21 protein-coding genes are annotated in these 24503 nt (G+C 71.2%); 11 read left to right on the top strand and 10 right to left on the bottom strand.

From position 1 onward, the window contains the following. Window positions 1–127 precede the first annotated feature (127 nt). Genes ACZ6CL_RS11885 through ACZ6CL_RS11870 form a run of 4 tightly spaced genes read left to right on the top strand, consistent with a single transcriptional unit; the run spans window position 128 to window position 3776 of the window. Window positions 128–1183 (top strand): pectate lyase family protein, encoded by a 1056-nt coding sequence (locus ACZ6CL_RS11885; RefSeq protein ID WP_468934446.1) that lies wholly within the window; start codon window positions 128–130, stop codon window positions 1181–1183. 38 nt (window positions 1184–1221) lie between these two features. After that, a complete protein-coding gene (locus tag ACZ6CL_RS11880) occupies window positions 1222–2538 on the top strand; it encodes a jacalin-like lectin (RefSeq protein WP_468935222.1) in 1317 nt (438 codons plus the stop codon). Between the two features lie 18 nt (window positions 2539–2556). Further along, on the top strand, window positions 2557–3333 hold the full coding sequence (locus ACZ6CL_RS11875) for an EI24 domain-containing protein (protein WP_468934443.1): 777 nt from the start codon (window positions 2557–2559) through the stop codon (window positions 3331–3333). Then, a complete protein-coding gene (locus ACZ6CL_RS11870; RefSeq protein WP_468934440.1) occupies window positions 3330–3776 on the top strand; it encodes an NUDIX hydrolase in 447 nt (148 codons plus the stop codon). The genes ACZ6CL_RS11875 and ACZ6CL_RS11870 overlap by 4 nt, the downstream gene beginning before the upstream one ends. Window positions 3777–3850: 74 nt before the next feature. Here ACZ6CL_RS11870 and ACZ6CL_RS11865 read toward each other — a convergent pair whose 3' ends face one another. Both ACZ6CL_RS11865 and ACZ6CL_RS11860 read right to left on the bottom strand, forming a co-directional pair. Next, a complete protein-coding gene (locus ACZ6CL_RS11865; RefSeq protein WP_468934438.1) occupies window positions 3851–5284 on the bottom strand; it encodes an FG-GAP-like repeat-containing protein in 1434 nt (477 codons plus the stop codon). Window positions 5285–5446: 162 nt separating this feature from the next. Then, window positions 5447–6292: a helix-turn-helix transcriptional regulator gene (locus ACZ6CL_RS11860; RefSeq protein WP_468934436.1), complete on the bottom strand. Its 846-nt coding sequence runs from the start codon at window positions 6290–6292 to the stop codon at window positions 5447–5449. Between the two features lie 148 nt (window positions 6293–6440). Here ACZ6CL_RS11860 and ACZ6CL_RS11855 point away from each other — a divergent pair, with 148 nt between their 5' ends. Further along, window positions 6441–7220, top strand: coding sequence for an SDR family NAD(P)-dependent oxidoreductase (locus ACZ6CL_RS11855; RefSeq protein ID WP_468934433.1), 780 nt, complete (start codon window positions 6441–6443; stop codon window positions 7218–7220). Window positions 7221–7258: 38 nt separating this feature from the next. Then, window positions 7259–8020 (top strand): SDR family NAD(P)-dependent oxidoreductase, encoded by a 762-nt coding sequence (locus ACZ6CL_RS11850; RefSeq protein ID WP_468934430.1) that lies wholly within the window; start codon window positions 7259–7261, stop codon window positions 8018–8020. Window positions 8021–8024: 4 nt separating this feature from the next. Here ACZ6CL_RS11850 and ACZ6CL_RS11845 read toward each other — a convergent pair whose 3' ends face one another. The 8 genes from ACZ6CL_RS11845 to ACZ6CL_RS11810 all read right to left on the bottom strand — a co-directional run bounded on the left by ACZ6CL_RS11845 (window position 8025) and on the right by ACZ6CL_RS11810 (window position 17866). Further along, on the bottom strand, window positions 8025–9269 hold the full coding sequence (locus ACZ6CL_RS11845) for a pyroglutamyl-peptidase I (protein ID WP_468934428.1): 1245 nt from the start codon (window positions 9267–9269) through the stop codon (window positions 8025–8027). An 81-nt stretch (window positions 9270–9350) separates the two neighbouring features. Beyond that, complete coding sequence (locus tag ACZ6CL_RS11840; RefSeq protein ID WP_468934426.1) at window positions 9351–10568, bottom strand: aldose epimerase family protein; 1218 nt, start codon at window positions 10566–10568, stop codon at window positions 9351–9353. 30 nt (window positions 10569–10598) lie between these two features. Then, complete coding sequence (gene mmsB, locus ACZ6CL_RS11835) at window positions 10599–11831, bottom strand: multiple monosaccharide ABC transporter permease (protein ID WP_468934424.1); 1233 nt, start codon at window positions 11829–11831, stop codon at window positions 10599–10601. Further along, window positions 11828–13390, bottom strand: coding sequence for a multiple monosaccharide ABC transporter ATP-binding protein (gene mmsA, locus ACZ6CL_RS11830; protein ID WP_468934421.1), 1563 nt, complete (start codon window positions 13388–13390; stop codon window positions 11828–11830). The genes mmsB and mmsA overlap by 4 nt, the downstream gene beginning before the upstream one ends. 14 nt (window positions 13391–13404) lie before the next feature. Beyond that, a complete protein-coding gene (gene chvE, locus ACZ6CL_RS11825; protein ID WP_468934418.1) occupies window positions 13405–14514 on the bottom strand; it encodes a multiple monosaccharide ABC transporter substrate-binding protein in 1110 nt (369 codons plus the stop codon). A 32-nt stretch (window positions 14515–14546) separates the two neighbouring features. Further along, window positions 14547–15569, bottom strand: a complete 1023-nt coding sequence (locus ACZ6CL_RS11820; protein ID WP_468934416.1) for a hypothetical protein — start codon at window positions 15567–15569, stop codon at window positions 14547–14549. Between the two features lie 102 nt (window positions 15570–15671). Then, window positions 15672–16688, bottom strand: a complete 1017-nt coding sequence (locus ACZ6CL_RS11815; RefSeq protein WP_468935219.1) for a zinc-dependent alcohol dehydrogenase — start codon at window positions 16686–16688, stop codon at window positions 15672–15674. Window positions 16689–16702: 14 nt separating this feature from the next. Next, window positions 16703–17866 (bottom strand): mandelate racemase/muconate lactonizing enzyme family protein, encoded by a 1164-nt coding sequence (locus ACZ6CL_RS11810; RefSeq protein WP_450872236.1) that lies wholly within the window; start codon window positions 17864–17866, stop codon window positions 16703–16705. Between the two features lie 277 nt (window positions 17867–18143). On the opposite strand from ACZ6CL_RS11810, the gene ACZ6CL_RS11805 reads away from it, so the two are divergent. From ACZ6CL_RS11805 to ACZ6CL_RS11785, 5 genes are all read left to right on the top strand, one after another. Next, complete coding sequence (locus ACZ6CL_RS11805; protein WP_468934412.1) at window positions 18144–18449, top strand: hypothetical protein; 306 nt, start codon at window positions 18144–18146, stop codon at window positions 18447–18449. 609 nt (window positions 18450–19058) lie between these two features. Continuing rightward, on the top strand, window positions 19059–19808 hold the full coding sequence (locus tag ACZ6CL_RS11800; RefSeq protein ID WP_468934410.1) for a DUF5819 family protein: 750 nt from the start codon (window positions 19059–19061) through the stop codon (window positions 19806–19808). 1 nt (window position 19809) lies between these two features. After that, on the top strand, window positions 19810–20994 hold the full coding sequence (locus ACZ6CL_RS11795; protein ID WP_468934407.1) for an HTTM domain-containing protein: 1185 nt from the start codon (window positions 19810–19812) through the stop codon (window positions 20992–20994). Between the two features lie 118 nt (window positions 20995–21112). Next, entirely contained in the window at window positions 21113–21652 is a 540-nt protein-coding gene (locus ACZ6CL_RS11790; RefSeq protein ID WP_468934404.1) for a DUF6299 family protein, read from the top strand. A gap of 99 nt (window positions 21653–21751) precedes the next feature. Further along, window positions 21752–24502 (top strand): type 1 periplasmic-binding domain-containing protein, encoded by a 2751-nt coding sequence (locus ACZ6CL_RS11785; protein WP_468934401.1) that lies wholly within the window; start codon window positions 21752–21754, stop codon window positions 24500–24502. Window position 24503 lies beyond the last annotated feature (1 nt).

The raw sequence follows: 24503 nt of genomic DNA, 5'->3' as shown, positions 1-24503 counted from the left end.
TGACCACACCGCACCCGGGCAGCGCATTTGATGATCTCCACCGGCCCTGTGACCAGCGTGCTTGCCGCGTGCTCCCGCAAGCGATTGCCCCTCCGGGTGGGGATCCCCCGACCGAGAGGGCTCCTTCATGAACTCCGCAGGTGACCACTTCACGACGGACGCCGCCACCACCGCCACCGGCCACGGCAGGCGCAGGCTGACGGCCATCGCCGCGGGCGTGGCCGCCACCCTCGCGCTCGGGGGGCTGGCCGCGGTCTCGGCGCAGGACGCGGACGCCGCCACGCCCCCCGCGTCCGCCGTGCGCGCAGCCGCCGCCGAGACCACCCCCGTCGGCTTCGGCGCGGCCACCACCGGCGGTGGCAACGCCACCGCCACCACGGTCACCACCCTGGCCGCCTTCAAGGCCGCCGTCGCCGGGGACAGCGCCAAGGTGGTCAAGGTGTCCGGTCTGCTCTCCCTCACCGGCCAGGTGGACATCGGTTCCAACACCACCGTGCTGGGCGTCGGTTCGGGCTCCGGATTCACCGGCGGGGGCCTGCGGCTGAAGGAGGCGGCGAACGTCATCATCCGCAACCTCGCCATCAGCAAGCCGAGGAAGCCGTCCGACGGGGTGACGGTCCAGGAGTCCACCAGGGTGTGGATCGACCACAACACGTTCTCAGCCGACCGGGACCACGACAAGGACTATTACGACGGCCTGCTGGACATCAACCACGGCTCCGACGACATCACCGTCTCCTGGAACAAGTTCGCCGACCACTTCAAGGGCAGCCTGGTCGGGCACAGCGACAACGACGCCGCCGAGGACACCGGACACCTCAAGGTGACGTACCACCACAACTGGTTCAGCAACGTCTACTCCCGCGTCCCCAGCCTCCGCTTCGGCACCGGCCACTTCTACGACAACTACGTCCAGGGCGCGGACACCGCCGCTCACTCCCGCATGGGCGCGCAGATGCTTGTGGAGAACAACGTGTTCCGCGACACCAAGATCGCCGTGACGACCAGCCGCAGCAGCGACGTGGACGGCTACGCGGTGCTGCGCGGAAACGACCTGGGCGGCGCGGCCACGGAGATCTCCCGGACCGGCACCTTCACCAAGCCGCCGTACGCGTACACGGCGGAGCCCGCGTCGTCGGTGGTCGCCTCGGTGACCGCCCAAGCGGGCACCGGCAAGCTCTGACCGAGAGGACACTTTTCGTGAGATTCATCGGACGCCGCATGGCCGTCGCGGCCGCGGCGGCCCTCGCCACCTGCACGGGCCTGCTCACCGCCACCCCCGCCACGGCGGACACCAGGGCACCCGCCACCTCCGGCTCGTTCAACGTACTCACCTACAACGTGGCCGGGCTCCCCGAAGGGCTGTCCTCCGGCCACCCCGAGAAGAACACCCCGCTGATCTCGCCCCGCCTGGGCCCGTACGACATCGTCAACGTCCAGGAGGACTTCAACTACCACGCCGCGCTCTACGCCGGTGACGACCACCCGTACCGCACCCCCACCAGCGGTGGCGCGGCCTTCGGCGACGGCCTCAACACCCTCTCCGACCTGCCGTACGACGACTTCGAGCGGGTCAAGTGGAACAAGTGCAACGGCACCGACTGCCTCACCCCCAAGGGCTTCACGCTCGCCCGGGTGCGGCTCGCCGAAGGCGCGTACCTGGACCTCTACAACGTGCACACCAACGCGGGCACGACCGACGCCGACCTCGCCGCCCGCCGCGCCAACATCACCCAGCTCTCCGACTTCATCGCCGCCAACTCGGCCGGAAACGCGGTGCTCGTCATGGGCGACACCAACACCCGCTACACCCGCGCCGCCGACAACATCCGCGACCTCGCCACCCGCAACGGCCTCACCGACGCCTGGGTGAACCTCGTCCGCGGCGGCTCGGCCCCGCCCGCCGGGTCCGACGCGCTCGTGTGCGACCCTTCGAGCGTCACCAACACCTGCGAGGTCGTCGACAAGGTCCTGTACCGCTCCGGCCCCCTCCTCTCCCTCACCGCCACCCGCTACAACAACGAGGACACCTCCTTCCTCGACGCCGAGGGCAAACCACTGTCCGACCACTACCCGCACACCGTGGACTTCTCCTGGAAGGCGGCCGACACGCTCCGCGCCGGGGACCAGTTCGGCGGGCCGCACGGCACCGCCTTCAACGACGCCGACGACCTGCCCGCCACCCCCGCGCCCCGCACCCTCACCCTGCGCGGCGGCTCCCGCCTCGACGGCGTGTCCCTGACCCTTTCCGGCGGCACCACCCTCAGCCACGGCGGCAGCGGCGGCACCCCGGCCACCCTCACCCTCGGCCCCGCCGAACACCTCACCTCCGTCACCCTCACCCGCGGCAAGAAGGACAACCGCACCCGCCTGTTCTCCGCGGCCTTCACCACCGACACCGGCCGCACCCTGGCCACCGGCACGCCCACCTCCGACACCGCCACCTACACCGCCCCCGCCGGGTGGCAGATCGCCGGCTTCACCGGCCGCGCCGGTGACGAGATCGACAAGCTGGGCGTCATCTACGCGCCCCGGTAGCCAAGTAGGCTTCCGCCCATGCGTGATCTTGGAGTGGGCATCGGCTATCTGGTGAAGGGCCAACGCTGGGTGGCCCAGCACGGGAGGTGGTGGGGGATCGGGATGATCCCGGCCCTCATCACCCTCGTCGGCTACGCGGCCGCGCTCGTCGTGCTCTTCTTCTGGACCGACGACGTCATCTCCTGGGCAACCCCCTTCGCCGACGACTGGTCCTCACCCTGGCTCGGCGCCTTCCGTGGCGCGCTCGCGATCCTCTTCGCCGCCGCCTGCCTCTTCCTCGCGGTGATCACGTTCACCGCGGTCACGCTCCTGGTCGGCCAGCCCTTCTACGAATCCCTCTCCGAGGCGGTCGACCGCACCGAGGGCGGCGCCGTCCCCGAATCCGGCCTGTCCACCTGGCAGGAGGTGTGGATCGGCATCCGCGAGGCCATCGTCCTGCTCATCCGCGTCACCCTGTGGAGCGTGCTCTTCTTCGCCCTCGGCTTCATCCCGGTCGTCGGCCAGACCGTGATCCCGGCCCTCGCCCTCTGCGTGACCGGCTTCTTCCTCGCCGAGGAACTGACCTCGGTCGCCCTCCTGCGCCGCGGCGTCCTGCTCAAGGAACGCCGCCGCCTGCTCCGCGGCCGCCGCCTCCTCACCGTGGGCTTCGGCCTCCCCCTGGCCCTGCTCTTCCTGCTCCCCCTGGTAGCGGTCTTCCTGATGCCCGGCGCCGTAGCGGGCGCGACCCTGCTGGTCCGCGACCTGACAGGCGAGGACCAGGCCCCCACCCAGGGCGACACCGCGGCAACCGCGTGACGGTTCACGCCGCCCATCACCCGGTCCGCGACGCCTCCGTTGTGGTGGCCCGTGACGCCGACGGGCTGGTGGCGCTGCTGAGTGCGCACTTCCCCCGCCACGGGGGCGAGTATCTGTTCCTGCCGGGCGGGCGACAGGAGCAGGGGGAGACGGCGGAGGAGTGCGCGCGGCGGGAGCTGCGGGAAGAGGCGGGGATCACCGCCGAGGCATGGCGGTCGCTGGGTTCGTACGCCATCACGCTCGGCTCAACCGCTCGCGTGCACCTCTTCGAGGCGCGGCGCCTCACCTGCGGGCCGCAGGAACTCACCCCCACCGAACAGGACTTCACGCTCTCCTGGTGGCCGATGGGCGACGCGATCGACGCGGCTTCGCAGGGGCGCTTTCTCCTCCCCGCCGGTCCCCTGGCTCTGCTGCTCGCCGACCGGCAGGGTTCGCCGGCGTAGCACTGGGCAAGGACGAGGCGGCCTGGCCCGGGTGGGCCGGGCCCGGCCGCCGGTTGTCCGACGACGGGATCGTGCTACTTCGTGGCGGGGGCCGACAGTTCCTTGCCGAAGGCGGCATCGGTCGTCGGGGCGCCGAGGTCGGCCGGGCCGATGAGGGCGGAGCCCTCGGCGGTGAGTCCGTCGGTGCCCGCGTACAGGAGGGCTGTCGCGCCCGCGCCCTCGGTGCGGTTGGGGATCCCGACGGCCAGGTCGGGCTTGCCGTCGCCGTTGTAGTCGGCCGGTGAGACGGAGTCGCCGAACCAGTCGTTGCCCGTCATCTCGCCGGGGACGCCTTCGGTGTCGAGGGAGAAGGTCTGCGCCCCCGCGTCGGTCAGCCAGTCCTCGGTTCCCTTGAGCACGGTGATGGCGCCGGCGTTGTTGTACCCATCGGGGGTCTCGGCGTCGGTGTCGCCGATCACGAGGTCGTCGTGGCCGTCGCCGTTGATGTCGGTGAGCCGGGAGGCGATGCCGTTCTGCTGCTTGCCCTTCCAGATCACCGAGTTGGCGGTGTCGAGCCCCGCGGCGGTGCCCGGGTACGTGCGCAGGCGCGCGTTGTCCGGGCCGTCCGTGAAGCCGGTGTCCGTGACGACATCGTCCTTGCCGTCGCCGTTGATGTCACCGACCACGGCCCGGTACGAGGCGAACGGCAGCGGGACGTCCTCGCCCAGCGGGGTGTTCTTCAGACCGCCGGACGAGCCCGGCAGCACGCCGAGCGTGCCCTCGTCGGCGGGGTCGTCCTGGTAGGCGACGGTGACCAGGTCGGCGAAGCCGTCCCCGTTGATATCGCCGGAGGACAGGTGCTCGATGCCCGCCCCGCCGCCGGGCGGGGTGACGGCCGTCATCTTCGGGGTGGCCGTCTTGCGCAGGTTTGCCGCGCCGTTCACGAGCTGGATCTTGGTGCCGTCGGAGATTGCGATGTCGTCGCGGCCGTCGTGGTTGTAATCGCCCACGGCCAACGTGTCGCCGAACAGCGCGTAGGCGGTGGCCTGCGGCGCGTGGAAGGCGATGGCGTCGCTGGAGAGGCCGCCCTTGGCGCCGAAGACGACCGTGACGGAACCGGCCCGCTTGGTGGTGCCGATGGCCTCGTAGTTCGCGGCGACGATCAGGTCGGTGTAGCCGTCCCCGTCCACATCGCCGCGCACGACCGCCGAGCCGAAGTGGTCCGCGGCCTCGGGGGCGCCGGGAACTCCCGGGCTCGCCTGCGACAGCGTGCTGTGCCGGGCGGTGTCGACGCCGGACCGGGCGCCGTAGGTCACGCCCACGTAGCCCGCCTTGGACTTCCCGGAGACGGTGCCGTCAGGCGCGCCCACACCGAGGTCGGCGTAGCCGTCGTGGTCGATGTCGCCCGGTGTGGTCTTTCCCGCCGCGGCAGGCTGCTTCTGGCCGGGCCCGTCGCCGTCCGGTACGGCGGCGTGGGCCCCGGCGGCCACGGCTGCGGTCACGGCGGCGCCGACTGCTGCGCCCACCACACCTCTGGTCCTCTTGCGCACAAAACCTCCATTGGGTACGGACGAGTCGTGGAGGTAGAGGTGTCCGAGAGGGGAATGGTTGCACAACCCACGAAAGCACGAGGGAAAACCCCAGGGGGAGAAGGCGAGAGGGAGGACACGAGGGGTGGGAGCGCCGCGGTGCTACGGGAGCGGGGTTTGTGCGTCGTATCGCCTGGTGGCATTCATGGTGCCCAGCAGGGACAGCGCTTCGGCGCTGGGACTGCCCGGTTCGGCGTGGTAGATGACGAGTTGCTGGCCGGGCGCGTCGCGGACGTCGAAGGCCTGGTAGGTGAGGGTGAGCGGGCCGACGTCCGGGTGGTTGAGCTGTTTGGCTTCGCGGGTCTTGCCGCGCACGGTGTGGGCCTGCCACAGCGTCGAGAAGTCGGTGCTCCGCTCCGTCAGGGTGTCGATGAGCGCGTTCAGCCGGGGGTCATCGGGATCGAAACCGGCCGCCTGGCGGAGGTTGGCCACGGCGGCCTGCGCGGTCCAGTCCCAGCGGGGGTAGAAATCCCGGCCGGCCGGATCGAGAAAGGTCATGCGGGCGAGATTGTCCGCGGGGTCGAAGGGCGAGTACAGGGCGTCGGCCAGGGCGTTGGTGGCCAGGATGTCCAGGGTGCGGTTGAGGACGAAGGCCGGGGTGTGGGGGTAGCCGTCCATGAGCTGGCGCAGCGCCGGACTGACCGTGTTCCGCGGCGGCACCGGGCTATCGATCGGCGCGGTGCCCGCCAGCCGGTGGAGGTGGGCGTGGGCGTCGGTGTCGAGGTGGAAGGCGCGGCTGAGGGCGTCGAGGACCTGGGGCGAGGGGTGGCGTTCACGGCCTTGTTCGAGGCGGGTGTAGTAGTCGACGTTCACTCCGGCCAGCACCGCGACCTCCTCACGGCGTAGCCCGGCGACGCGCCGTACGCCGTAGCTCGCCATGCCGACGTCCTCGGGCCGCAGGCCGGAGCGCCGGGCGCGCAGGAAGTCTCCCAGGGTGTTGTCCGACATGCCCCCAGGCTAATCAGGCGACGGGCGCACAGCCTGGGTGTGCCACACCCAGGCAGCGAACGTCCTGGTCGGCGGCTTCCGGAGCCTCCAGTCTCGGTGGCGGAAGGGGAATACACCCGACGGGCCCGACAGGACAGGAAGCACGGCGATGACGACAGACACCGACCGACAGCCCACGCCGGACGGCGACGGACTGCGCGGCGCGGTCGCGGTGGTGACCGGCGCCGCACGCGGCGTGGGCAGGGCCACCGTGGCGTGGCTGCACGCCCGTGGCGTACGCGTCGTGGCCGAGGACATCCGGCCCGAGGTGAAGGACCTGACCGCGGAGTACGACGGCGTGGCCACTCTCGTCGGCGACGTGTCCCGGGAGGAGACGGCCGTGCGCGGGGTGGAGCTGGCGCGGGAGCGCTTCGGCGGCCTGGACATCCTGGTCAACAACGCGGGGCGGACGCTGAACAAACCCTTCACCGACACCACGGCGGAGGACTGGGACGCCCTGATGGCGGTCAACGCCCGCGGCGCGTTCCTGCACGCCCGGGAGGCGTTCCGCGCCATGCGCGAGCGGGGGCGAGGCGGGGCCATCGTCAACGTCGGCTCCTACACCTGCACGGTCGCGCTGCCCGAGGGGTCGGCCTACACCGCGTCCAAGGGAGCCCTGGCGCAGCTCACCAAGGTGATCGCGCTGGAGGGCGGCCCCCATGACATCCGCGCCAACATCGTGGCACCGGGCGTGATCGAGACCGACATGCTCGACGACATCCGTGACGACAGCCGCGCCTACCTGCGCTCCTTCGCAGGCGCGCACCCGCTGGGCCGCGTGGCGCAGCCGGAGGAGATCGCCGAGATCATCGGCTTCCTCGCCTCGCCCCGCTCCGGCTTCATGACCGGCGCCGTCGTCGCCGCCGACGGCGGCTTCACCGCCGCCTGACCGCCTGACCGCCTGACAGAAAGAAGATGAAAACCGCCATGCACGGACAACGACTCGACGGCAAGACCGCACTGATCACCGGTGCGACGGGAGGGATCGGCGCGGCGACCGCGAAGCTGTTCGCCCGCGAAGGCGCGCGGCTGGTCCTCACCGACATCCATCAGGAGAGCCTCACGGCACTCACCCAGCAGATCGAGGAGGAGACCGGCGCTGAGACCGTCTCCGCGTGCCTGGACGTCTCCTCCGCCCGGCAATGGGACCGGGTGATGACCACCGTCCGCGAGCGGTTCGGCACGCTGCACGTCCTCGTCAATCTCGCGGGCATCCTGGACTGGCCGGGCATCGAGGACACCCGGGAGGACACATGGGACCGCGTCATCGACGTGAACCAGAAGGGCACCTGGCTGGGGATGAAGGCGGCCATGCCCCTGCTGCGCGCCACCGGCAACGCCTCGGTGATCAACACGTCGTCCGTCCTGGGGCTCGTGGGAAGCGGCGCGGCCGCCGCCTACCAGGCGTCCAAGGGCGCGGTACGGCTGCTCAGCAAGACCGCGGCGGTGGAGTACGCCCGTCAGGGGATACGGGTCAACTCCATCCACCCCGGTGTCGTCGCCACGCCGATGATCCAGGACCTCCTGGACGAGCAGGGCGATCAGCAGCCGGACATCGTGCGCACCCCGATGCGCCGCGCGGGCCGCGCCGACGAGATCGCCTCGGCCATGCTCTTCCTCGCGGGCGACGAGTCGTCGTTCGTCACCGGTACCGAGCTGGTGGTCGACGGCGGTCTCACCGCCCACTGAGCCGTCACAGGCCGGTGGCCGTCACCGTGAGCACCGAGCGCACCTGGGCGGTGATGGCCTCGCGGTCGCGGACGAAGTCCGGGTCGGTGATCCGGCCCGTCGCCGGGTCGGTGTTGTCCGGGCCGAACTGGAGCACCGGGGTGTGGAGATGACCGCCCGGGACCTTCAGGCCGACGGCGTCGCGCAGCAGGGTGGCGCGGTAGGCGATCTCGTTGGAGAGGTAGTCGCCGCCACCGCCCGCGCGGGCCGTCGAGCCGGGCGTCGGGCCGCCCGGGCGGACCACCGGGGCGGTGGCGCCCGCCGGGATCTCGGTGACGGTGGTGTTGTCGTACACGGGGGCGGGCCCGGTGTCCGCCGCGACGATCGCGGCGTACGGGAGGGTGGTCGCCGTCCACTGCGGCTGCGGGTGCGGTGTCGGCACACCGGCCGGGATCGGGACGGTCTCGGTCCGGGAGACGTTGGCGTTGTCCGGATAGCCCCCGCGCCACGCGCCGTTGGTGCGCTCGACGTCGAAGCGGCCCACCCGGCCCTGGCTCACGGTCATGAAGGCGTCGGCCTGGCGCGGACCGGGGCGGAAGACGGGGAGGAGGGTGCGCTCGACCGTGCCGTCCGCGAAGTCCGCCCAGCGGACGGGGAAGACGGCGGTCTCGACGCGCGCCGGGCCCTCGGGCGTACGGAGCGTCACCCCGTCCAGCGCGAGCGCCGCCGCGCCGGACGGGTTGGACCGGCGTATGTCGGCGTCCAGCTGGAACGGGTCGAAGCCGGTGACGACGACGCGCTTGATGTGCTTGCCGGGCGGGAGGTCGAGAGAGTCCTGCCCGCGGGAGTTCCGCTCCAGGGCGGTCAGGAGGGTCGCCCGGCGGGCCTCGCCCAGCGGGAAGTCCGGCTTCCACTCGCCCAGCGCCCGCGTCATCCCCAGCCGGGCCCAGTACAGCGGCCGGTCGTCGTCGCGGCTCAGGTCACCGCCCGCGGGCCCCCGCCCCTGCACCCGGTCCACCGCGCGCTGCCACAGCCGCCCGCCGTCCCGGCGCACGACGCGCTCGGCTTCGGCCACGGACCGTACGCGCGCCAGATCCCGCGCGAAGCCCGGCGCCACGTCGTCGAAGCCGCTGCGGCGCAGGATCTCCTGGGCGGCGGCCTGGTCGAGCCGCTGTTCCTCCACGGTGGGCGTCCGTTCCTGGGCGGTCGCCGGGGTGGTGAGGGCCAGGGGGAGGGCGGCGAGGGCGAGCAGGGTACGGAGCGGTCTCATACGGGGGCCTCTCGGGAGGGGCGGGGAAACGACGAACCTCCCGCCCGCGCGAACGCGGAGCGGGAGGGGGAGTGCCGGGACTCAGCGGGTCGAGAAGGAGTGCACCGTCGTGGAGCGGTAGGTGGCGCCGGGGCGCAGCACCGTGGAGGGGAAGGACGGCTGGTTGGGGGAGTCCGGGAAGTGCTGGGTCTCCAGGCAGAAGCCGTCGCCCTGGCGGTAGACCTGGCCGGACGTACCGGCGAAGGTGCCGGTCAGGAAGTTACCCGTGTAGAACTGCACGCCCGGCTCGGTCGTCGCGATCTTCATCACCCGGCCCGACTCCGGCTCGGTCACCGTCACGATGTGCTCGGGACGGCGCGTCAGGCCCTTGTCGAGCGCGAAGTTGTGGTCGATCCCCTGCCCGTACAGCACCTGCTGGTGCGCGTCTCGGATGTCCCGGCCGATCTCCTTGGCGCGGCGGAAGTCGAACGGGGTCCCGGCGACCTTGGCCAGTTCGCCGGTCGGGATGAGGGTCTTGTCGACCGGGGTGTAGCGGGAGGCCGCGATCTGGAGGCGGTGGTCGTAGATGGACCCCGAGCCCTCCCCGGCCAGGTTGTAGTAGGTGTGGTTGGTGAGGTTGACGACGGTGGCCTTGTCCGTGGTGGCCTCGTAGTCGACGCGGAAGTCGCCCGCCGCGGTCAGGGTGTAGTCGACGCGCACGGTGAGCGTGCCCGGGTAGCCCATCTCGCCGTCGGGGCTGACCCGGCGTAGGGTGAGGCCGACGTCGGCACCCTTCCGGAACGGCTCGACGGACCAGACGCGCTTGTCGAAGCCCTTGTCACCGCCGTGGAGGCTGTTGGGGCCGTCGTTGACGGGCAGCTGGTACGCCTTCCCGTCGAGGGTGAACGTACCGCGGGCGATGCGGTTGCCGTAGCGGCCGATGAGGGCGCCGAAGTACGGGCTGCTGGCGACGTACGCGTCCAGGTCGGAGAAGCCCAGCGAGACGTTGGCCCGGCGGCCGTGCCGGTCGGGGATCTCCAGGGACTGGACGACACCGCCGTACGACAGCACGGAGAGCCGGGTGCGGCCGTTCTCGATCGTCCAGCGGTCGACCTTCGTGCCGTCGGCCAGCGTGCCGAAGTGTTCCTTCACCGCGTGTCCCTCGCCCTTCCCGGATGCGCCGGTGGCGCCGGACGCGCCGGACGCGGACGCGCCGGTGGCGCTGCCCGTCGCGTACGCGGGGCCCGCGGCCGCCACTCCGGCGGCGGCCGCCGCGGCCGTGATCACCGTGCGTCTGCTCGTGTTTCTTTGGTGCGTCATGTGCGGCTCCACAAAAGGTAGTTGGATGGACTACGAACCGACCCGGCGCTTGTTCCACACGTCGAAGCCGACCGCCGCCAGCAGCACCAGTCCCTTGATCACCTGCTGGTAGTCGGTGCCGATGCCCACCAGCGACATGCCGTTGTTGAGCACACCGAGCACCAGGCCACCGATGATCGCGCCCAGTACCGTGCCGACACCGCCGCTGGCCGACGCGCCGCCGATGAACGCCGCGGCGATGGCCTCCAGTTCGAAGTTGAGGCCCGCGCTGGGAGTGGCCGAGCCGAGCCGGGCGGCGAAGACCATTCCGGCGAGCGCGGACAGCAGGCCCATGTTGACGAAGACCAGGAAGGTGACGCGCTTGTCCCGGACACCCGAGAGCTTGGCCGCCGGCTGGTTGCCGCCGAGCGCGTACACATGCCGCCCGATGACGGTGTTGCGCATCACGAAGCTGAAGATCACGAAGAGCACGGCCAGGATCAGCAGCCCGTACGGCGCGCCGTGCCAGCTGGACAGCGTCATGGTGAACGCCATCACGGCGGCCACGATCGCCGCGCACTTGACGAAGAACAGCCCGAGCGGGACCACCTCCAGCTCGTAGGCCGCGCGCTGCTGCCGACCGCGCCACTCCTGCCAGACGACGGCCGCGCACACGATGAGGCCGAGCACCATCGTGGGGTTGTGGTACTGCGTGTACGGGCCCATCTCCGGGATGAAGCCGGTGCTCAGCTTCTCGAAGCTGTCCGGGAACGGCGACAGGGACTGCCCGTCGAGCAGGATCTGGGTGCCGCCGCGGAAGGCCAGCATTCCGGCGAGGGTGACGATGAAGGACGGAATCCCGATGTACGCGATCCAGAAGCCCTGCCAGGCCCCGGCCAGCGCGCCGATCAGCAGACAGAGGACGACCGCGACGCCCCAGGGCATATCGTTCTTGATCATCATAGCGCCGGCAGCCGCGCCGATGAAGGCGACGAGCGAGCCGACCGACAGGTCGATGTGCCCCGCGATGATCACCATCATCATGCCGATGGCGAGAATGAGGATGTAGCCGTTCTGCTGCACCAGGCTGGTGACGTTCCCCGGACGCAGCAGGATGTTGTCCGACCAGATCTGGAAGATGACGATGATCAGGGCGAGCGCGACCAGCATCCCGTACTGCCGCATATTGGTCCGCATGCCCTGCAGCAGCAGCGTCCCGAGGCTCTTGGAGCCTTCGGCCGGCGGTGGCGCCGGGCTCTCGGTCTTCTGGGTGGCCGTGCTCATCCTTCGTCTCCTCTGTCCCTTGTCATATGGCGCATCAGAACTTCCTGGGTCGCCTCGGCCCGGGGAACCTCCCCGGTCAGCCGTCCGGCCGCCATCGTGTAGATCCGGTCGCACATCCCCAGCAGCTCGCCCAGCTCGGAGGAGATGAAGACGACGGCCTTGCCCTGCGCCGCCAGGTCGTTGATGACCGTGTAGATCTCGTACTTGGCCCCGACGTCGATCCCACGGGTGGGCTCGTCGAGGATGAGCACCTCGGGGCCAGCGAAGATCCACTTACTGAGGACGACCTTCTGCTGGTTGCCGCCGCTGAGCCGGCCGACCCGCTCGAAGACCGTCGGTGCCTTGATGTTCATGGTCTTGCGGAACCGCTCGGCGACCCGCGACTCCTCGTGCTCGTTGACCACGCCGCGGCGGGCCACCTTCGGGAGCGAGGAGAGCGACACGTTGCGGCTGATGGTGTCCCCGAGGTTGAGCCCGTACGTCTTGCGGTCCTCGGTGACGTACGCGATGCCGTGGTCGATGGCCTCCGGCACGGTACGGGTACGGACCTCCTGGCCGTCGCGGAGGACCCGGCCGCCCGCGTAGCGCCCGTACGTCCGCCCGAAGACGCTCATCGCCAGCTCCGTGCGGCCCGCGCCCATCAGCCCGGCGATGCCCACGATCTCGCCGCGCCGGACGTTCAGCGACACCCCGTCCACGACCTTGCGCTGCTGGTCGATGGGGTGGTGCACGGTCCAGTCCTCGATGGCCAGGGCCACCTCGGCGGCATCCTCGCCCTCGTACGGGGTGCGCTCGGGGAACCGGCTGTCGAGGTCGCGGCCGACCATGCCGCGGATGATGCGGTCCTCGGAGACCTCCGGCTCGGACTCCGGGGTCTCCCGGACCGACATCGTCTCGATGGACTGGCCGTCGCGCAGGATGGTGACGGAGTCGGCCACCCGGCGGATCTCGTTCAGCTTGTGCGAGATGATGATCGAGGAGATGCCCTGCGCCTTGAACTCCAGCAGCAGATCGAGGAGTTTGCCGCTGTCCTCGTCGTTGAGCGCCGCGGTCGGCTCGTCCAGGATCAGCAGCTTCACCTCCTTGGCGAGCGCCTTGGCGATCTCCACGAGCTGCTGCTTGCCCACGCCGATGTCGGTGACCCGGGTCTGCGGCGAATCCGTCAGACCGACCCGCTTGAGCAGCGCGTTGGCGTGCTTGAGGGTTTCGTTCCAGCTGATCAGGCCACGGGTGGCGTGTTCATTGCCGAGGAAGATGTTCTCGGCGATGGACAGATACGGGATCAGCGCGAGTTCCTGGTGGATGATGACGATGCCGCGCTGCTCGCTCGCGCGGATGTCCTTGAAGGAGCAGGCCTCGCCGTCGAAGAGGATCTCGCCGTCGTAGGAACCGTGCGGATGGACTCCGCTGACCACCTTCATCAGGGTGGACTTGCCCGCGCCGTTCTCCCCGCACAGGGCGTGGATCTCGCCCTGGCGCACACGGAGGTTGACGTCGGAGAGCGCCTTGACACCGGGGAACGTCTTGGTGATGGAGCGCAGTTCGAGAATGGTGCTCATAGCCCGGACCCGCCCTACTTCAGCTGCGACGCGGTGTAGTAACCCTGGTCGACCAGCACCTGGGTGTTGGACTTGTCGACGCTGACCGGGTTGAGCAGATAGGTCGGCACGACCTTCTCGCCGTTGTCGTACGACTTGGTGTCGTTGATCGGGGGCTTGCCGCCGGTCAGCTCCGCCTTGGCTATCTGCACGGTGGCCTTCGCCAGCTTGCGGAGGTCCTTGTAGATGGTCTGCGTCTGCTGGCCCCGGACGATGGACTTCACGGAGGCCAGCTCCGCGTCCTGCCCGGTCACCACCGGGAACGGCTTGGCCTTCGTCCCGTAGCTGGCGCTCTTGAGCGCCGAGAGGATGCCGATGGACATGCCGTCGTACGGCGAGAGCACGGCGTCGACGTCGTCGTTGCCGTACGCCTTGTTGAGCAGGTCCTCCATGCGGTCCTGGGCGGCGCTTCCGCTCCACTTCTCGGTGTAGAGCTGGTTGAGACTGGTCTGCTTGGAGCGGACGACCAGCTCGCCCTTGTCCATGTACGGCTTGAGCACGCTCATGGCGCCCTTGTAGAAGTACCCGGTGTTGTTGTCGTCCGACGACCCGGCGAACAGCTCTATGTTGAACGGGCCCTTGCGGCCCTTGGCCAGCCCCAGCTTGTCGACGATGTACTGGCCCTGGAGCCTGCCGACCTTCTCGTTGTCGAAGGTCGCGTAGTAGTCGACGTTCTTCGTGCCCAGGAGCAGCCGGTCGTAGGAGATCACCGGAATGTTGGCCTCATGGGCCTGCTTCAGGACGTCGTTGAGCGCCCCGCCGTTGATCGGCGCGATCACCAGCAGCCGGTGGCCCTTGGTGATCATGTTTTCGAGCTGGGCCACCTGGGTGCGGACGTCGTCCTCGCCGAACTGAAGGTCCGTCTTGTAGCCCGCCGCCTTGAACTGCTTGGCCACGTTGCGGCCGTCGGTGATCCACCGCTCGGAGGACTTGGTCGGCATCGCGATGCCGATCGTCCCTCCCTTTTCCTTGCTCTTGTACCGACTGCCACCGACCGCCTCCTGGCCACAGGCCGTGGCGGTCAGCGAGAGCGCGAGGAGGCCGGCGGCTATCGCCGCGGCTCGTGCGCCTCTTACCGTACGCATGGTGATGGGGTCCTTCCCTGGGGCGTCATTGCTCAGGACTTCTGGGGTGCCGTGCCGGCGTCCGCGGTGGTGATCTCCGCGTCGGTGACGGGGAACCGCCGCAGCGGCCCCGGCAGCCGGGAGCCCAGCGGCGACAGCCCGCCCTCCGCACCCAGCCGGGCGAGCAGATCGAGCACGAGCCGGCCGCGGCGCACCCGCTCGCGCGCGCTGTTCAGCGCCACGTCCCGCAGTTGCGCGCCGTAGGGGTAGATCCCCGGAGACTTGCTGAGCCCGAACTTCAGATAGATGGGGGCGCCGCGGCGGATCAACTCGGCCGCGTCGTAGAGCCGTACGTAACCACCGAGGTCGTCCGGGGCCTCGATGTAGAAGTCCATCGGGGCGCGGGAGATCCGGCGGATCTCGGTGAGGTGTTCCAGCGTCAGATCGGAGGGGATGTTGATCGAGTCGGCGCCCAGCCGCTCGTACACCGCGAACGAGGCCGGATTGACCGGGCCCACCAGCGCGGACAGCTTGAAGGTGGTGTCCGCGGGCAGCTCCCCGCGCTCGCGGAGCTGGTGCAGCAGCCACAGCACGCCCTCGTCGGCGACCAGCAGGCACTTCACCCCGAGCGAGGCGGCCCGCAGGGCGTCCTCCACGCATCCGGCGACCGCGTCGTGGCCGCGGGCCCGCAGACCGCCGCCGCCGGAGTCGGAGCGGGTGGCGCCGCCGATGTCCCAGGTGCCGCGCGGCCCGGTGAACAGGCACAGCTCGGCATTGTGCTCCGCGCAGGACTCCACCATCTCGGTGATCTCGGCGTCGGTGAGCATCCAGACGCCGCTGCCCTGGCTGATCCGGTGGATCGGTACGTCGAGCCGCCCGGCCTCCTTGAACACGGTGGCCAGCGCCTCCGGGCCCTCGACGGACGGGATCTCGGTGCGCCAGGTGCCGCCGTCGGGGAAGGAGTGCGCGGAGGCGTCGGCGGGGTCGGGCTCGGGCGCCGCGTGGCCGAGCGCGGTGAGGGCGGCGTCGGCGGGACGGCGGGGGCCGGAGGGGCGGGCTGAGGCGGCGGTGGTCACGGTGCTCCTTGTATCGCCGTAAGGACTAGGTGAAGCCCTCGTCTTTGAGGACCGTTCAGGTTTTCGGGGAGCGAGGGTGCTCCCCGGGGGATACCGGAAGGGCTACGCGGGCCGCAGCAGGACCTTGCCCACTTTCGGATCACCGCTTCCCACCAGCTCGATGGCGGTGGCGAAGTCACTGAGCGGCAGTTCGTGGGTCACCAGCGGCAGCAGCGTCAGCAGCCCCGCGTCGAAGACCCGCACCGCGTGCGCCCACGCGTCCGGCGCGGCCCCGAACACGGTCTGTACCTCGATCTGCCGTACGACCAGGTCGGTCGGGTCGAGCCCGTCTGCCGTGTCCGCCGCCGGGATCCCGGTGAGCACCAGCCGTCCGCCGCGCCGCAGCAGCGCGGCGGAGGTGCGGGCGGCGGGGGCGGACCCGGCGGTCTCGATGACGATGTCGAAGCCGCCCCGGACGCCGTCGAGGCGGTCGTTCGTGATGAAGGACGTGGCCCCGAACGACAGCGACAGCTGCTCCCGGTCCGGCCGGGTGCCGACCACCAGCAGCTCGGCGGGGGAGACGGCGGCCAGGAACTGCACGGCGATCATGCCGAGCGTCCCGGTGCCCACCACCGCGACCCGCTGGCCGGGCCGCGCGTTCGCCTTGAGCGCGGCGGCGGCGATGCACGCGGCGGGCTCCAGCAGCGCGGCCGCGGTCAGATCGGCGTCGTCGGACAGCGGGTGCAGCAGCCGGGCGGGCAGGGTCAGGGTGGTGGCCATCGCGCCGGGCTGGGTGAAGCCGGTCTCCTCGTACCCCGCCGTGCACAGCGTGGTCTCCCCGGCGTGACAGCGGTCGCACACCTGGCAGTTGCGGAATCCCTCGCCGACGACCTTGCGGCCGGTCAGCGCTTCGGGGACGCCCGCGCCGACCGCCTCGACCGTCCCGGACCACTCATGGCCGGGGGTGACGGGATACCGGACGTACCCCTCGGGCCGGTTGCCCTCGTAGACCTCCCGGTCGCTGCCGCAGATCCCGGCCGCGTGGACCCGCACCCTGGCCTCGCCGGGCCCGGGCTCCGCCACGGTGCGGGTGTCCAACCGGTGGCTGCCGGGCCGTTCGAGGACGAGCGCCTCTTCCATGCGGCTCACGGCGCTCATTCGCCACGTCCCCCGGAGGGATCCCGCTTTTCCCAGCCCTCGGCCCACAGGTCGAACCGGGCCTGCTGCTGCGGGAATTCGGCTGCCGCGTCGGTGTCCAGCTCGACGCCGAGGCCCGGCTCGTGCGACAGCTCGAAGTAGCCGTCCACCACCTGCGGCGCGCCCTTGACTACCTTCTTGATCTCGGCGTCGGCGAAGTCGTTGAAGTGCTCCAGGATCTTGAAGTTCGGGGTGCACCCGGCGACCTGGAGCGACGCGGCGGTCAGCACCGAGCCGCCGACGTTGTGCGGCGCGATCAGCACGTAGTGGGTCTCGGCGGTCGCGGCCAGCTTGCGGGTCTCGCCGATGCCGCCGAGGTGGCCGACGTCCGGCTGGATGATGTCGACGGCCTGCGACTCGAACAGCTCGCGGAACTCGATCCGGTCGTGGATGCGCTCACCCGTCGCGATCGGCAGGTTCGTCTTCTCCGCGACCTTCGCCAGCGCCTTCAGGTTCTCCGGCGGCACCGGCTCCTCCAGCCACGACGGACGGAACCGCTCCAGCTCGCCAGCGATCCGCACGGCGGTCGACGGGCTGAACCGCCCGTGCATCTCGACCAGCAGCTCCGCGTTCGGCCCGATCGCGTCCCGCACGGCCTCGACCAGCGAGATCGAGTGCAGCGTCTCGGCGTGGTCCAGCTCGAAGTGGCCGGTGCCGAACGGGTCCAGCTTCAGCGCCTGGTAGCCGCGCTCGACCACGGTGGTGGCCGCCTTGTGGAACGCCTCGGGGGTGCGCTCGACCGTGTACCAGCCGTTCGCGTACGCCTTGACCTTGTCGGTCACCTTGCCGCCGAGCAGCTGCCAGACCGGCACACCGAGCGCCTTGCCCTTGATGTCCCAGCAGGCCATCTCGACGCAGGCGATCCCGGACATCACGATCTCGCCCGCGCGGCCGTAGTCGCCGTACTTCATCCGGCGGACCAGGTCCTCCACCGCGAACGGGTCCGACCCGGCGATGTGGTTCTTCTCGGCCTCGTGGAGATAGCCGAGGAGCGCATCGGTGCGGCCGAGCATGCGGGTCTCGCCGACGCCGGTGATGCCCTCATCGGTGTGGACCTGCACATAGGTGAGATTGCGCCAGGGGGTGCCGACGACATGCGTGCTGATTCCGGTGATGCGCAAGGCTATGACCCTTCGCGATGTTCGATATTTCGTCACACGTTCGAAATCTTGGCGTGACGGTAATCACCGGGTGTCAGAGGTGTCAATGGCCCTGCGTCGAATGGTTATCGAAACGACGGCCGGACGGCGTCAACAGCGCGGACGGCGCCGGTCACCCCCAGACCTCCCCATCTCGGGCCATTCGGTGGACGCGGTCGTGTCGGTGCGGCGGCCGCGTTCCGCCGCCCGGCAGGCTGCGCCGCTGACGGTGAAGGATTCCTTCGAGCGAGGCGGTCAGATGAAGAGAGTACTGCGAACGGTCGTGATGGGCGCGTGCGTTGCCGCAGCCGTGGCCTTCGGAGGCATTCACCAGGACGGGGCCGACGGCGCCGAGCATGCGACCCGGGCTCAGCCGGGCCCGCCGCTGGCCGACCTGTTCCGCGCCGGGTTCGGGGGCGGATCGAGGCAGAACAACGACTGCGACTCCGCGTTCGCGGCGTTCGGATCCGCCACGGTCGGCAGCGGCGGCAGCGGCGGCGCGCCCGCGATGCCCTTCGACAGGGGCGCCGGGGCGGGCCAGCAGTGCCGCAACTCCCGCGGATAGCGGCATCAGCGCCCGGTGCGTACGCGCGTAGGGCCTCGGGCCATTTGGCGGACGCGGTCGTGTCGGTGCGACGGCCGCGTTCCGCCGAGCGGCAGGCTGCGCCGCTACGGCGAAGGATTCTTCGAGAGAGGCGGTCAGATGAAGAGAGTGCTGCGAACGGTCGTCCTGAGCGCGTGCGTTGCCGCTGCCATCGCTTTCGGCGGCACCCACCAGGAAGGCGGCGCCCACTCCACCCGGGCGCAGCAGGGCCCGGACCTCGGCGAGCTGTTCCGCGCCACCATCCGGGGCGGCTCGACCCAGGACAGCGACTGCGATAGCCGATTCGGCGGCCTGGCGACCGGGGGCACCAGTGGCAGTAGCGGAGCGAGTAGCAGCGGCAGCAGCGGGAGTAGCGGCAGTCCTGGGAGTAGCGGGAGCAGCGGGAGCAGTGGCAGTAGCGGGAGTAGCGGCAGCCCTGGGAGTAGTGGCAGCAGCGGTGTCGGCGGCATGTCCCTCGTCGCGTTCAGCAGCGCGGCCTCTCCCTCGCTCGCGCGTGGCGGTGTCGGGTCGAACTGCCTCAACATCCGCGGATAGCGCCATCAGCATCCGGGCGTGGTGAGCAGGAGCATCATGGAACAGTCCACCAAGGCCATTGTCGGGCTCCCCGGGGGCGACGACGCCGGGCGGCATGGGACCGCCAGGGTGTGTGCGCCCCGGGCGCCCGTGCTGGAGGGGCAGGGCGGGGCCGGGCAGGCCCGGCCCGGCCCCGCACTCGCCCTGCTGTCGGTGACCGCCCTCGTGCTGCTCGGCGCGGCGCTCTGGCATCTGGCCCTGGTGTTCCTGAGTATCGCGCCGCCGAGTCCGGTGCAGCGGACGTACGCAAGCGTCATCGATGGGCACGTCTATCCCGAATTCGGCCAGGACTGGAAGCTGTTCGCGCCCCAGCCGCTCCAGGCGAACGTCCGCGTCGAGGCCCGGGTGCGGACCACGGAGGGTTCCGGGCCGCGCCGTACGGGACGGTGGACGAGCCTCACGGCCCAGGACGTCGCGGCCATCCGGCACAGCCCGCTGCCGAGCCACGCGGATCAGAACCTGCTCCGCCGCGCCTGGGACTTCTACCGGGACACCCACAACCGGCGGGAGGCGCCGACCGACGCGCGGGGCGTGCTCTCCACCGAATACCTGAAGCGGATCGCCCTGCTCCGCCTCACGCACGGCGCGCCCGGCCCGCACGGCGAACGAATCACCGCAGTGCAACTGCGCAGCCAGGCCGTTCCCGTATCGCCCCCGCACTGGAGCGGCCGCGCGCCCGTGCGGAACACCTCCCACCGCACCCTGCCCTGGTGGCCGGTGACGGACGACGACCACAGGGGACTGTGACGTGAACCGACTGGCCCTACTGGACCGTCTGTCCCGGCTGATCACCTTCGCCGCCCGCACCCATGCCACGTACCAGGCCGCCCTGTTCCGCATCGGACTCGGCGGGATCGCCGCCGCCTTCCTGCTCCGGGAATGGCCGCACCGGCGGCTGCTGTGGGGCGACCGCAGCCCCTGGTCGGCGGAGATGGCGGCCCAGGTCATCGAGGAGGACCACCGGTTCAGCGTGCTGCTGTGGTCCGGCGGCCACTGGTGGTTCGAACTCGTCTACCACGGCGCGATCGTGGCGTCCGTCCTGCTGATGCTGGGCTGGCGCACCCGGGCGACCTCCGTGGTGTTCCTGGTGGCCGTGCTCTCGATCGAGAGCCGGAACATCTATCTGGGCGACGCCGGGGACAACGCGATGCGGGTGATGGCGCTGTACCTGGCGTTCACCCGCTGTGGAGCGGTCTGGTCGCTCGACGCGCGCCGCCGGGCCCGGGCCCAGCGGCAGCGGAAGCCGGTGTACGACCGGGCCGGGCCGGCGATGTGGCAGGCGCTCGGGGTGCTGCTCCTGTGGGTGTCCGACGGCTTCCCGCACACCGCGTGGGCGGCGGTCCTGTGGGCGTTCTGGGCGGCCCACGGCGTGGGGTACGCGGCGCACCGGTGGTCCTGGGGGCACCAGGCGCGCGAACTGCTCGACGCGGTCACGGCGATGCTGCACAACTGCGCGATGCTGGTGATCGCGGTCCAGGTCTGCTTCATCTACGGGACGGCGGGCTGGTACAAGGTCCAGGGCGCTCTGTGGCAGGAGGGCAGCGGGCTGTACTACGCCCTCCACCTCGACTACTTCATGCCGTGGCCCGCCCTCGGCGAGCTGATCGCCCACAGCATGCTCGCGGTCTATCTGCTGAGCTACGGGACGGTCATCACGCAGGTGGCGTTCCCCTTCCTGCTCGGCTACCGGCGGCTCAAGAACGGCCTGCTGGCGGCGATGATGCTGGAGCATCTGGCGATCGCCGCCGTCCTGGGCATCCCCTTCCTGTCCGCCATGATGATCGTCTCGGACGCGGTCTTCCTGCCCACCTCCTTCCTCCTCCCGCTGGGCGCGCACTGCGCCCGCTGGACCCGGCGGCTGACCGGGGCGGCGGTCAACCCGGCGTCGCGGGAGCACCCACCCAGCCGTATCGGACACGCCGCACGGGGGTGAGGTTCCCGCAGGCCGCGGGGCGGGCCCGATAGCTGTACGGGGACTTCGTCCCCCACCGGGATTCCGCAGAGGGATTCCGCGACAGGGATTCCGCCCCGCTCACGGAGGTACGCACCCCATGCGCAACCGTCGCCGCTTCCTCGGTGCCGTCACCGGTTTGATCATCGCCGCGCCCGTCACCCCCGCCGCCCACGCGGCCCCGGCCCCCGCCCCCTCGCCCGCCCCGGCCCCCGCCGGGCCGTCCGCCGGGGCCGGGCTGCCCGGTATGCCGCAGATGGGGCGGCAGAGCCTGCCGCTGCCGTGGGGCGACAACGTCACCGTGAGCCGCGTCGGATACGTGAGCAGCAGCGGCACCGTCGCCCTGTCGGGGACGTACCGCTGTCTGCGGGACGGCGCGGTCATCCCGCGCGCCGACATCCTCGTCACGCTCACCCAGGGCCAGGTGCGGTACGGGCTCGGGGGCGGCGCGGCGCTCTGCGACGGCCTGACGCACTCCTGGTCGGTGCAGGAAGCTCCGGGGGTGAACTTCGTACCGGGCCCGGCGCTCGTGGAGAGCAGCCTGCTGAGGTTCGAGGTGGGCCACCAGCAGCTCGTACCGCTTCCGCGGACCGCGGCGGTGGGGGAGCGTGCGATCACGCTGGAGGCGCGCGAGATGTGAGACCTGCCCCCGCCGCCGCGCTTGAGCCCGTCCCCCACGGGGGATATCCCTTGTTTCCACCGCCTTTGTGAGGGCGGGTAGGAGAGGGGGACGGGGACGATGGCGACGGGGGATCCACAGGACCGCATCCCGGCGTATCCGGGTGTCGAGCGCTTCGTCGAGGCGTTCGACAAGCTGGTCATCCAGCTGCGGCGCAGCCGCAGCAGGGTGCCGGTGGTGCTGCTGACGGAGGAGGGTGCCGGGCGGGCCGGGCGGAGGATCGTGGGAGGGCTGCGGTCGCGGCTGCGCGGCCGCAGCCAGGTGCTGGCACCCCACGCGTACCTCCCGGCGCTCCCGCCCGGCGCCGATCCGCCGCCGCTGGAGCTGTTCGAGCAGATCGCGCTGCAGCTCGCCGAGTCCATGCCGGTGGACACCGGGCAGCTGCGGCTGCCGGGCTTCCGGCTGCTGCACTCGGTGGTCACGGCCCCGGCCATCGACGGGCCCGTCGAATACCGCCACCGCGATCTGCGCAACCACTGCTACGACGAGCACCGCCGCTGGTCGCGCACGGCCAACACGCTGTGGCGGATCGGCGGCCGGGACCACGCGAGCGGCGGCTCGGTCGTGGAGCTGCTGTGGAACTTCGTGGCCGGGCCGCTCTGCCAGACCCTGCCGCGCTGGCTGTTCGGCGTCCGGTCCAGCCGCCGGATGCTCGGCCGCGGCCGCCACCGCCGCTGGTACGCGGAGTGGGCCCGGCTGCAGCGCGGCACCCCGCCCACCGACTTCTTCCGCTCCGCGCTCGACCACGTCCCCGGCGGCGAGGGCAGCGACCCGGAGCGGCTGGACCGGGTGCTGATGCACGCGCTGCTCGCGGACCTGGACGGGGCGGTGCGCCGCCGCCGCTTCAACCCGTGGCGGATGCGCCGCACCACCCGGTTCGTGCTGCTCTTCGAGGAGGCCGGGGCGCTGGACTCGCGGGTGCAGCGCTTCTTACGCGAACTGCGCTCCGCCGTCGAGGACTTGCGCTGTACGTCGGTGATCGCGATCGCGGCCGGGGTGCGCTCGCTGGCCTCCCGCATCCCGGACATCGAGGCGGCCGACCTGGCCCACGCGGGCGCCGAACTGGAGCTGGTCGAGCGGCAGGGCATGCGCGCGGGTCAGCCCACCGGGATCGTCGTGCCGGTGAGCGAGGGGCCGGAGGACGACGAGCGGGCGTCGTACTGGCTCGGCCGCCGCCCCACCCTGGTCGCGGCCGCCCGCCGCTGGGGCCCGCGCACCGAGATCGCGGGGGTGGCGCTGATCGCGCTGATCACGCTGGGGATGGTGGCGGGCGGCCTCTACCGGCCGTTCTGGGGCGAGGGTGACGACAGCTGTACGGGCCAGACCTTCCTGGGCAAGGACGGCCAGTGCGTCGGGGTGACCACGGGCCAGCAGACGTTCGCCCAGGGCACCAACGAGCGGCAGGTCAGCGAGGTGCTGGCGCAGATAGACCGGCAGAACGGCGCGGTCGACACGGCGACGCGCCGCCGCGAGGAGGGCTCGCCGCGCCATCGCACCGTGGTCTACATCGGCCCGTTCAGCGGCGGCGCGGGCGCGGATGACCCGGTGCGCGGCGGCACCCTGCCCGAGCTGCGCGGGATCGCGCTCGCCCAGGCCCATGTCAACGCCCTGGCGCTGTCGTCGGACGACCGGGTTCCGGTGCGGGTGCTGGTGGCCAACGCGGGCCATCTCTTCGAGGACGCCCCGGCCGTCGCCGACTCCATCGTCCAGCTGGCCCGGCGCGATCCGTCGATCGTCGGCGCCGTCGGCCTCGGCCAGAGCCGCGGCTCCACGTACGCCGCGATCCGCAAGCTGGACGCGGCCGGAATCCCCATGATCGGCACCTCCGGCACGGCCGACTCCCTGCTCTCCCAGGGCCCGCACTACTACCAGCTCGCGCCCGTCGACTCCCGCGCGGCCCGGGTCATGGCGGCCTTCGCGCGGGAGGCGGCGATGGTGACCCGGCCCGGCCGCGCCCCGGTGAAGGCACGCCGGGTGATGATGGTCGCCGATCCGAAGGATCCGTACAGCTCCGGTCTCGCCCGTTCGTTCCGCGCCGCATACCGGTCGGGCCCGGTCGAGACGCTGCTGCTGGGGACGGGCGGAAGCGCCACCGGACCGGCCGGGCGGTCGTACGACACGATGGAGGACTTCGCGGAGCGGGTGTGCCGGGTGGCGGGCGGCGGAGAGCCCACGGGCGTCGTGTGGACGGCCCGCGGCAGCCAGTTCGTGACCTTCCTGTCCGAGTACAGCAGGATGGCCGACGACTGCCCGACCGTCAGCGTGCTCGGCGGCGACGATGTCACCAACGCGCTGCTGCTGGGCCAGAATCCATGGGCGATCTTCCAGGGGCTGAACCTGTACTACGTCTCGCACGGCGAGCCCTCCCGGGTCGGCGGCGAGAGCGCCCAGGCGTATCTGCGGGCGTACGACGCGCAGTACGGCCGCGAACGCGGGGTGCTGGCCCGGGCGATGCGGCTCGACGGGCACTCCCCGCTGGCCTGGGACGCGCTGTGCTATCTGTCCCAGGCCATCGACGAGGCCTGGGTGGGCAGCGGGAAGCGGGACGGGCGGCTGGACCGGGCGCTGGTGCAGGCCGTGCTCTACCAGGGCCTGGGCAGCGGCGGATTCAACGGGGCGACCGGCCGGATCGACGCCCACGGGGTGGCCGGCGGCGGGCGGCTGACCGCCGACAAGCTGGTGGCCGTCCTGCACGGCGCGCCCGAGGGCGCGTCGCGGACCGCGCTGCTGTGCGGGGCGGTCACCGCGGCCGACATCCGCGAGAAGTGGGGGCCCGGGGAGCGGTACACCTGCCCGGCCACCGCCGACTGAG

This window comes from Streptomyces sp. NPDC041200, assembly GCF_055591805.1.
Note: the sequence above shows the minus strand (reverse complement) of the source record. Positions and strands in the feature narration are given on the sequence as shown.

What these genes read in the sequence shown, in the direction of transcription:
- ACZ6CL_RS11885 (WP_468934446.1), top strand. Translation starts at nt 128, where the DNA reads ATGAACTCCGCAGGTGACCACTTCACGACGGACGCCGCCACCACCGCC.
- ACZ6CL_RS11880 (WP_468935222.1), top strand. Translation starts at nt 1,222, where the DNA reads ATGGCCGTCGCGGCCGCGGCGGCCCTCGCCACCTGCACGGGCCTGCTC.
- ACZ6CL_RS11875 (WP_468934443.1), top strand. Translation starts at nt 2,557, where the DNA reads ATGCGTGATCTTGGAGTGGGCATCGGCTATCTGGTGAAGGGCCAACGC.
- ACZ6CL_RS11860 (WP_468934436.1), bottom strand. Translation starts at nt 6,292, where the DNA reads ATGTCGGACAACACCCTGGGAGACTTCCTGCGCGCCCGGCGCTCCGGC.
- ACZ6CL_RS11855 (WP_468934433.1), top strand. Translation starts at nt 6,441, where the DNA reads ATGACGACAGACACCGACCGACAGCCCACGCCGGACGGCGACGGACTG.
- ACZ6CL_RS11850 (WP_468934430.1), top strand. Translation starts at nt 7,259, where the DNA reads ATGCACGGACAACGACTCGACGGCAAGACCGCACTGATCACCGGTGCG.
- ACZ6CL_RS11845 (WP_468934428.1), bottom strand. Translation starts at nt 9,269, where the DNA reads ATGAGACCGCTCCGTACCCTGCTCGCCCTCGCCGCCCTCCCCCTGGCC.
- ACZ6CL_RS11840 (WP_468934426.1), bottom strand. Translation starts at nt 10,568, where the DNA reads ATGACGCACCAAAGAAACACGAGCAGACGCACGGTGATCACGGCCGCG.
- mmsB (WP_468934424.1), bottom strand. Translation starts at nt 11,831, where the DNA reads ATGAGCACGGCCACCCAGAAGACCGAGAGCCCGGCGCCACCGCCGGCC.
- mmsA (WP_468934421.1), bottom strand. Translation starts at nt 13,390, where the DNA reads ATGAGCACCATTCTCGAACTGCGCTCCATCACCAAGACGTTCCCCGGT.
- chvE (WP_468934418.1), bottom strand. Translation starts at nt 14,514, where the DNA reads ATGCGTACGGTAAGAGGCGCACGAGCCGCGGCGATAGCCGCCGGCCTC.
- ACZ6CL_RS11815 (WP_468935219.1), bottom strand. Translation starts at nt 16,688, where the DNA reads ATGGAAGAGGCGCTCGTCCTCGAACGGCCCGGCAGCCACCGGTTGGAC.
- ACZ6CL_RS11805 (WP_468934412.1), top strand. Translation starts at nt 18,144, where the DNA reads ATGAAGAGAGTACTGCGAACGGTCGTGATGGGCGCGTGCGTTGCCGCA.
- ACZ6CL_RS11800 (WP_468934410.1), top strand. Translation starts at nt 19,059, where the DNA reads ATGGAACAGTCCACCAAGGCCATTGTCGGGCTCCCCGGGGGCGACGAC.
- ACZ6CL_RS11790 (WP_468934404.1), top strand. Translation starts at nt 21,113, where the DNA reads ATGCGCAACCGTCGCCGCTTCCTCGGTGCCGTCACCGGTTTGATCATC.
- ACZ6CL_RS11785 (WP_468934401.1), top strand. Translation starts at nt 21,752, where the DNA reads ATGGCGACGGGGGATCCACAGGACCGCATCCCGGCGTATCCGGGTGTC.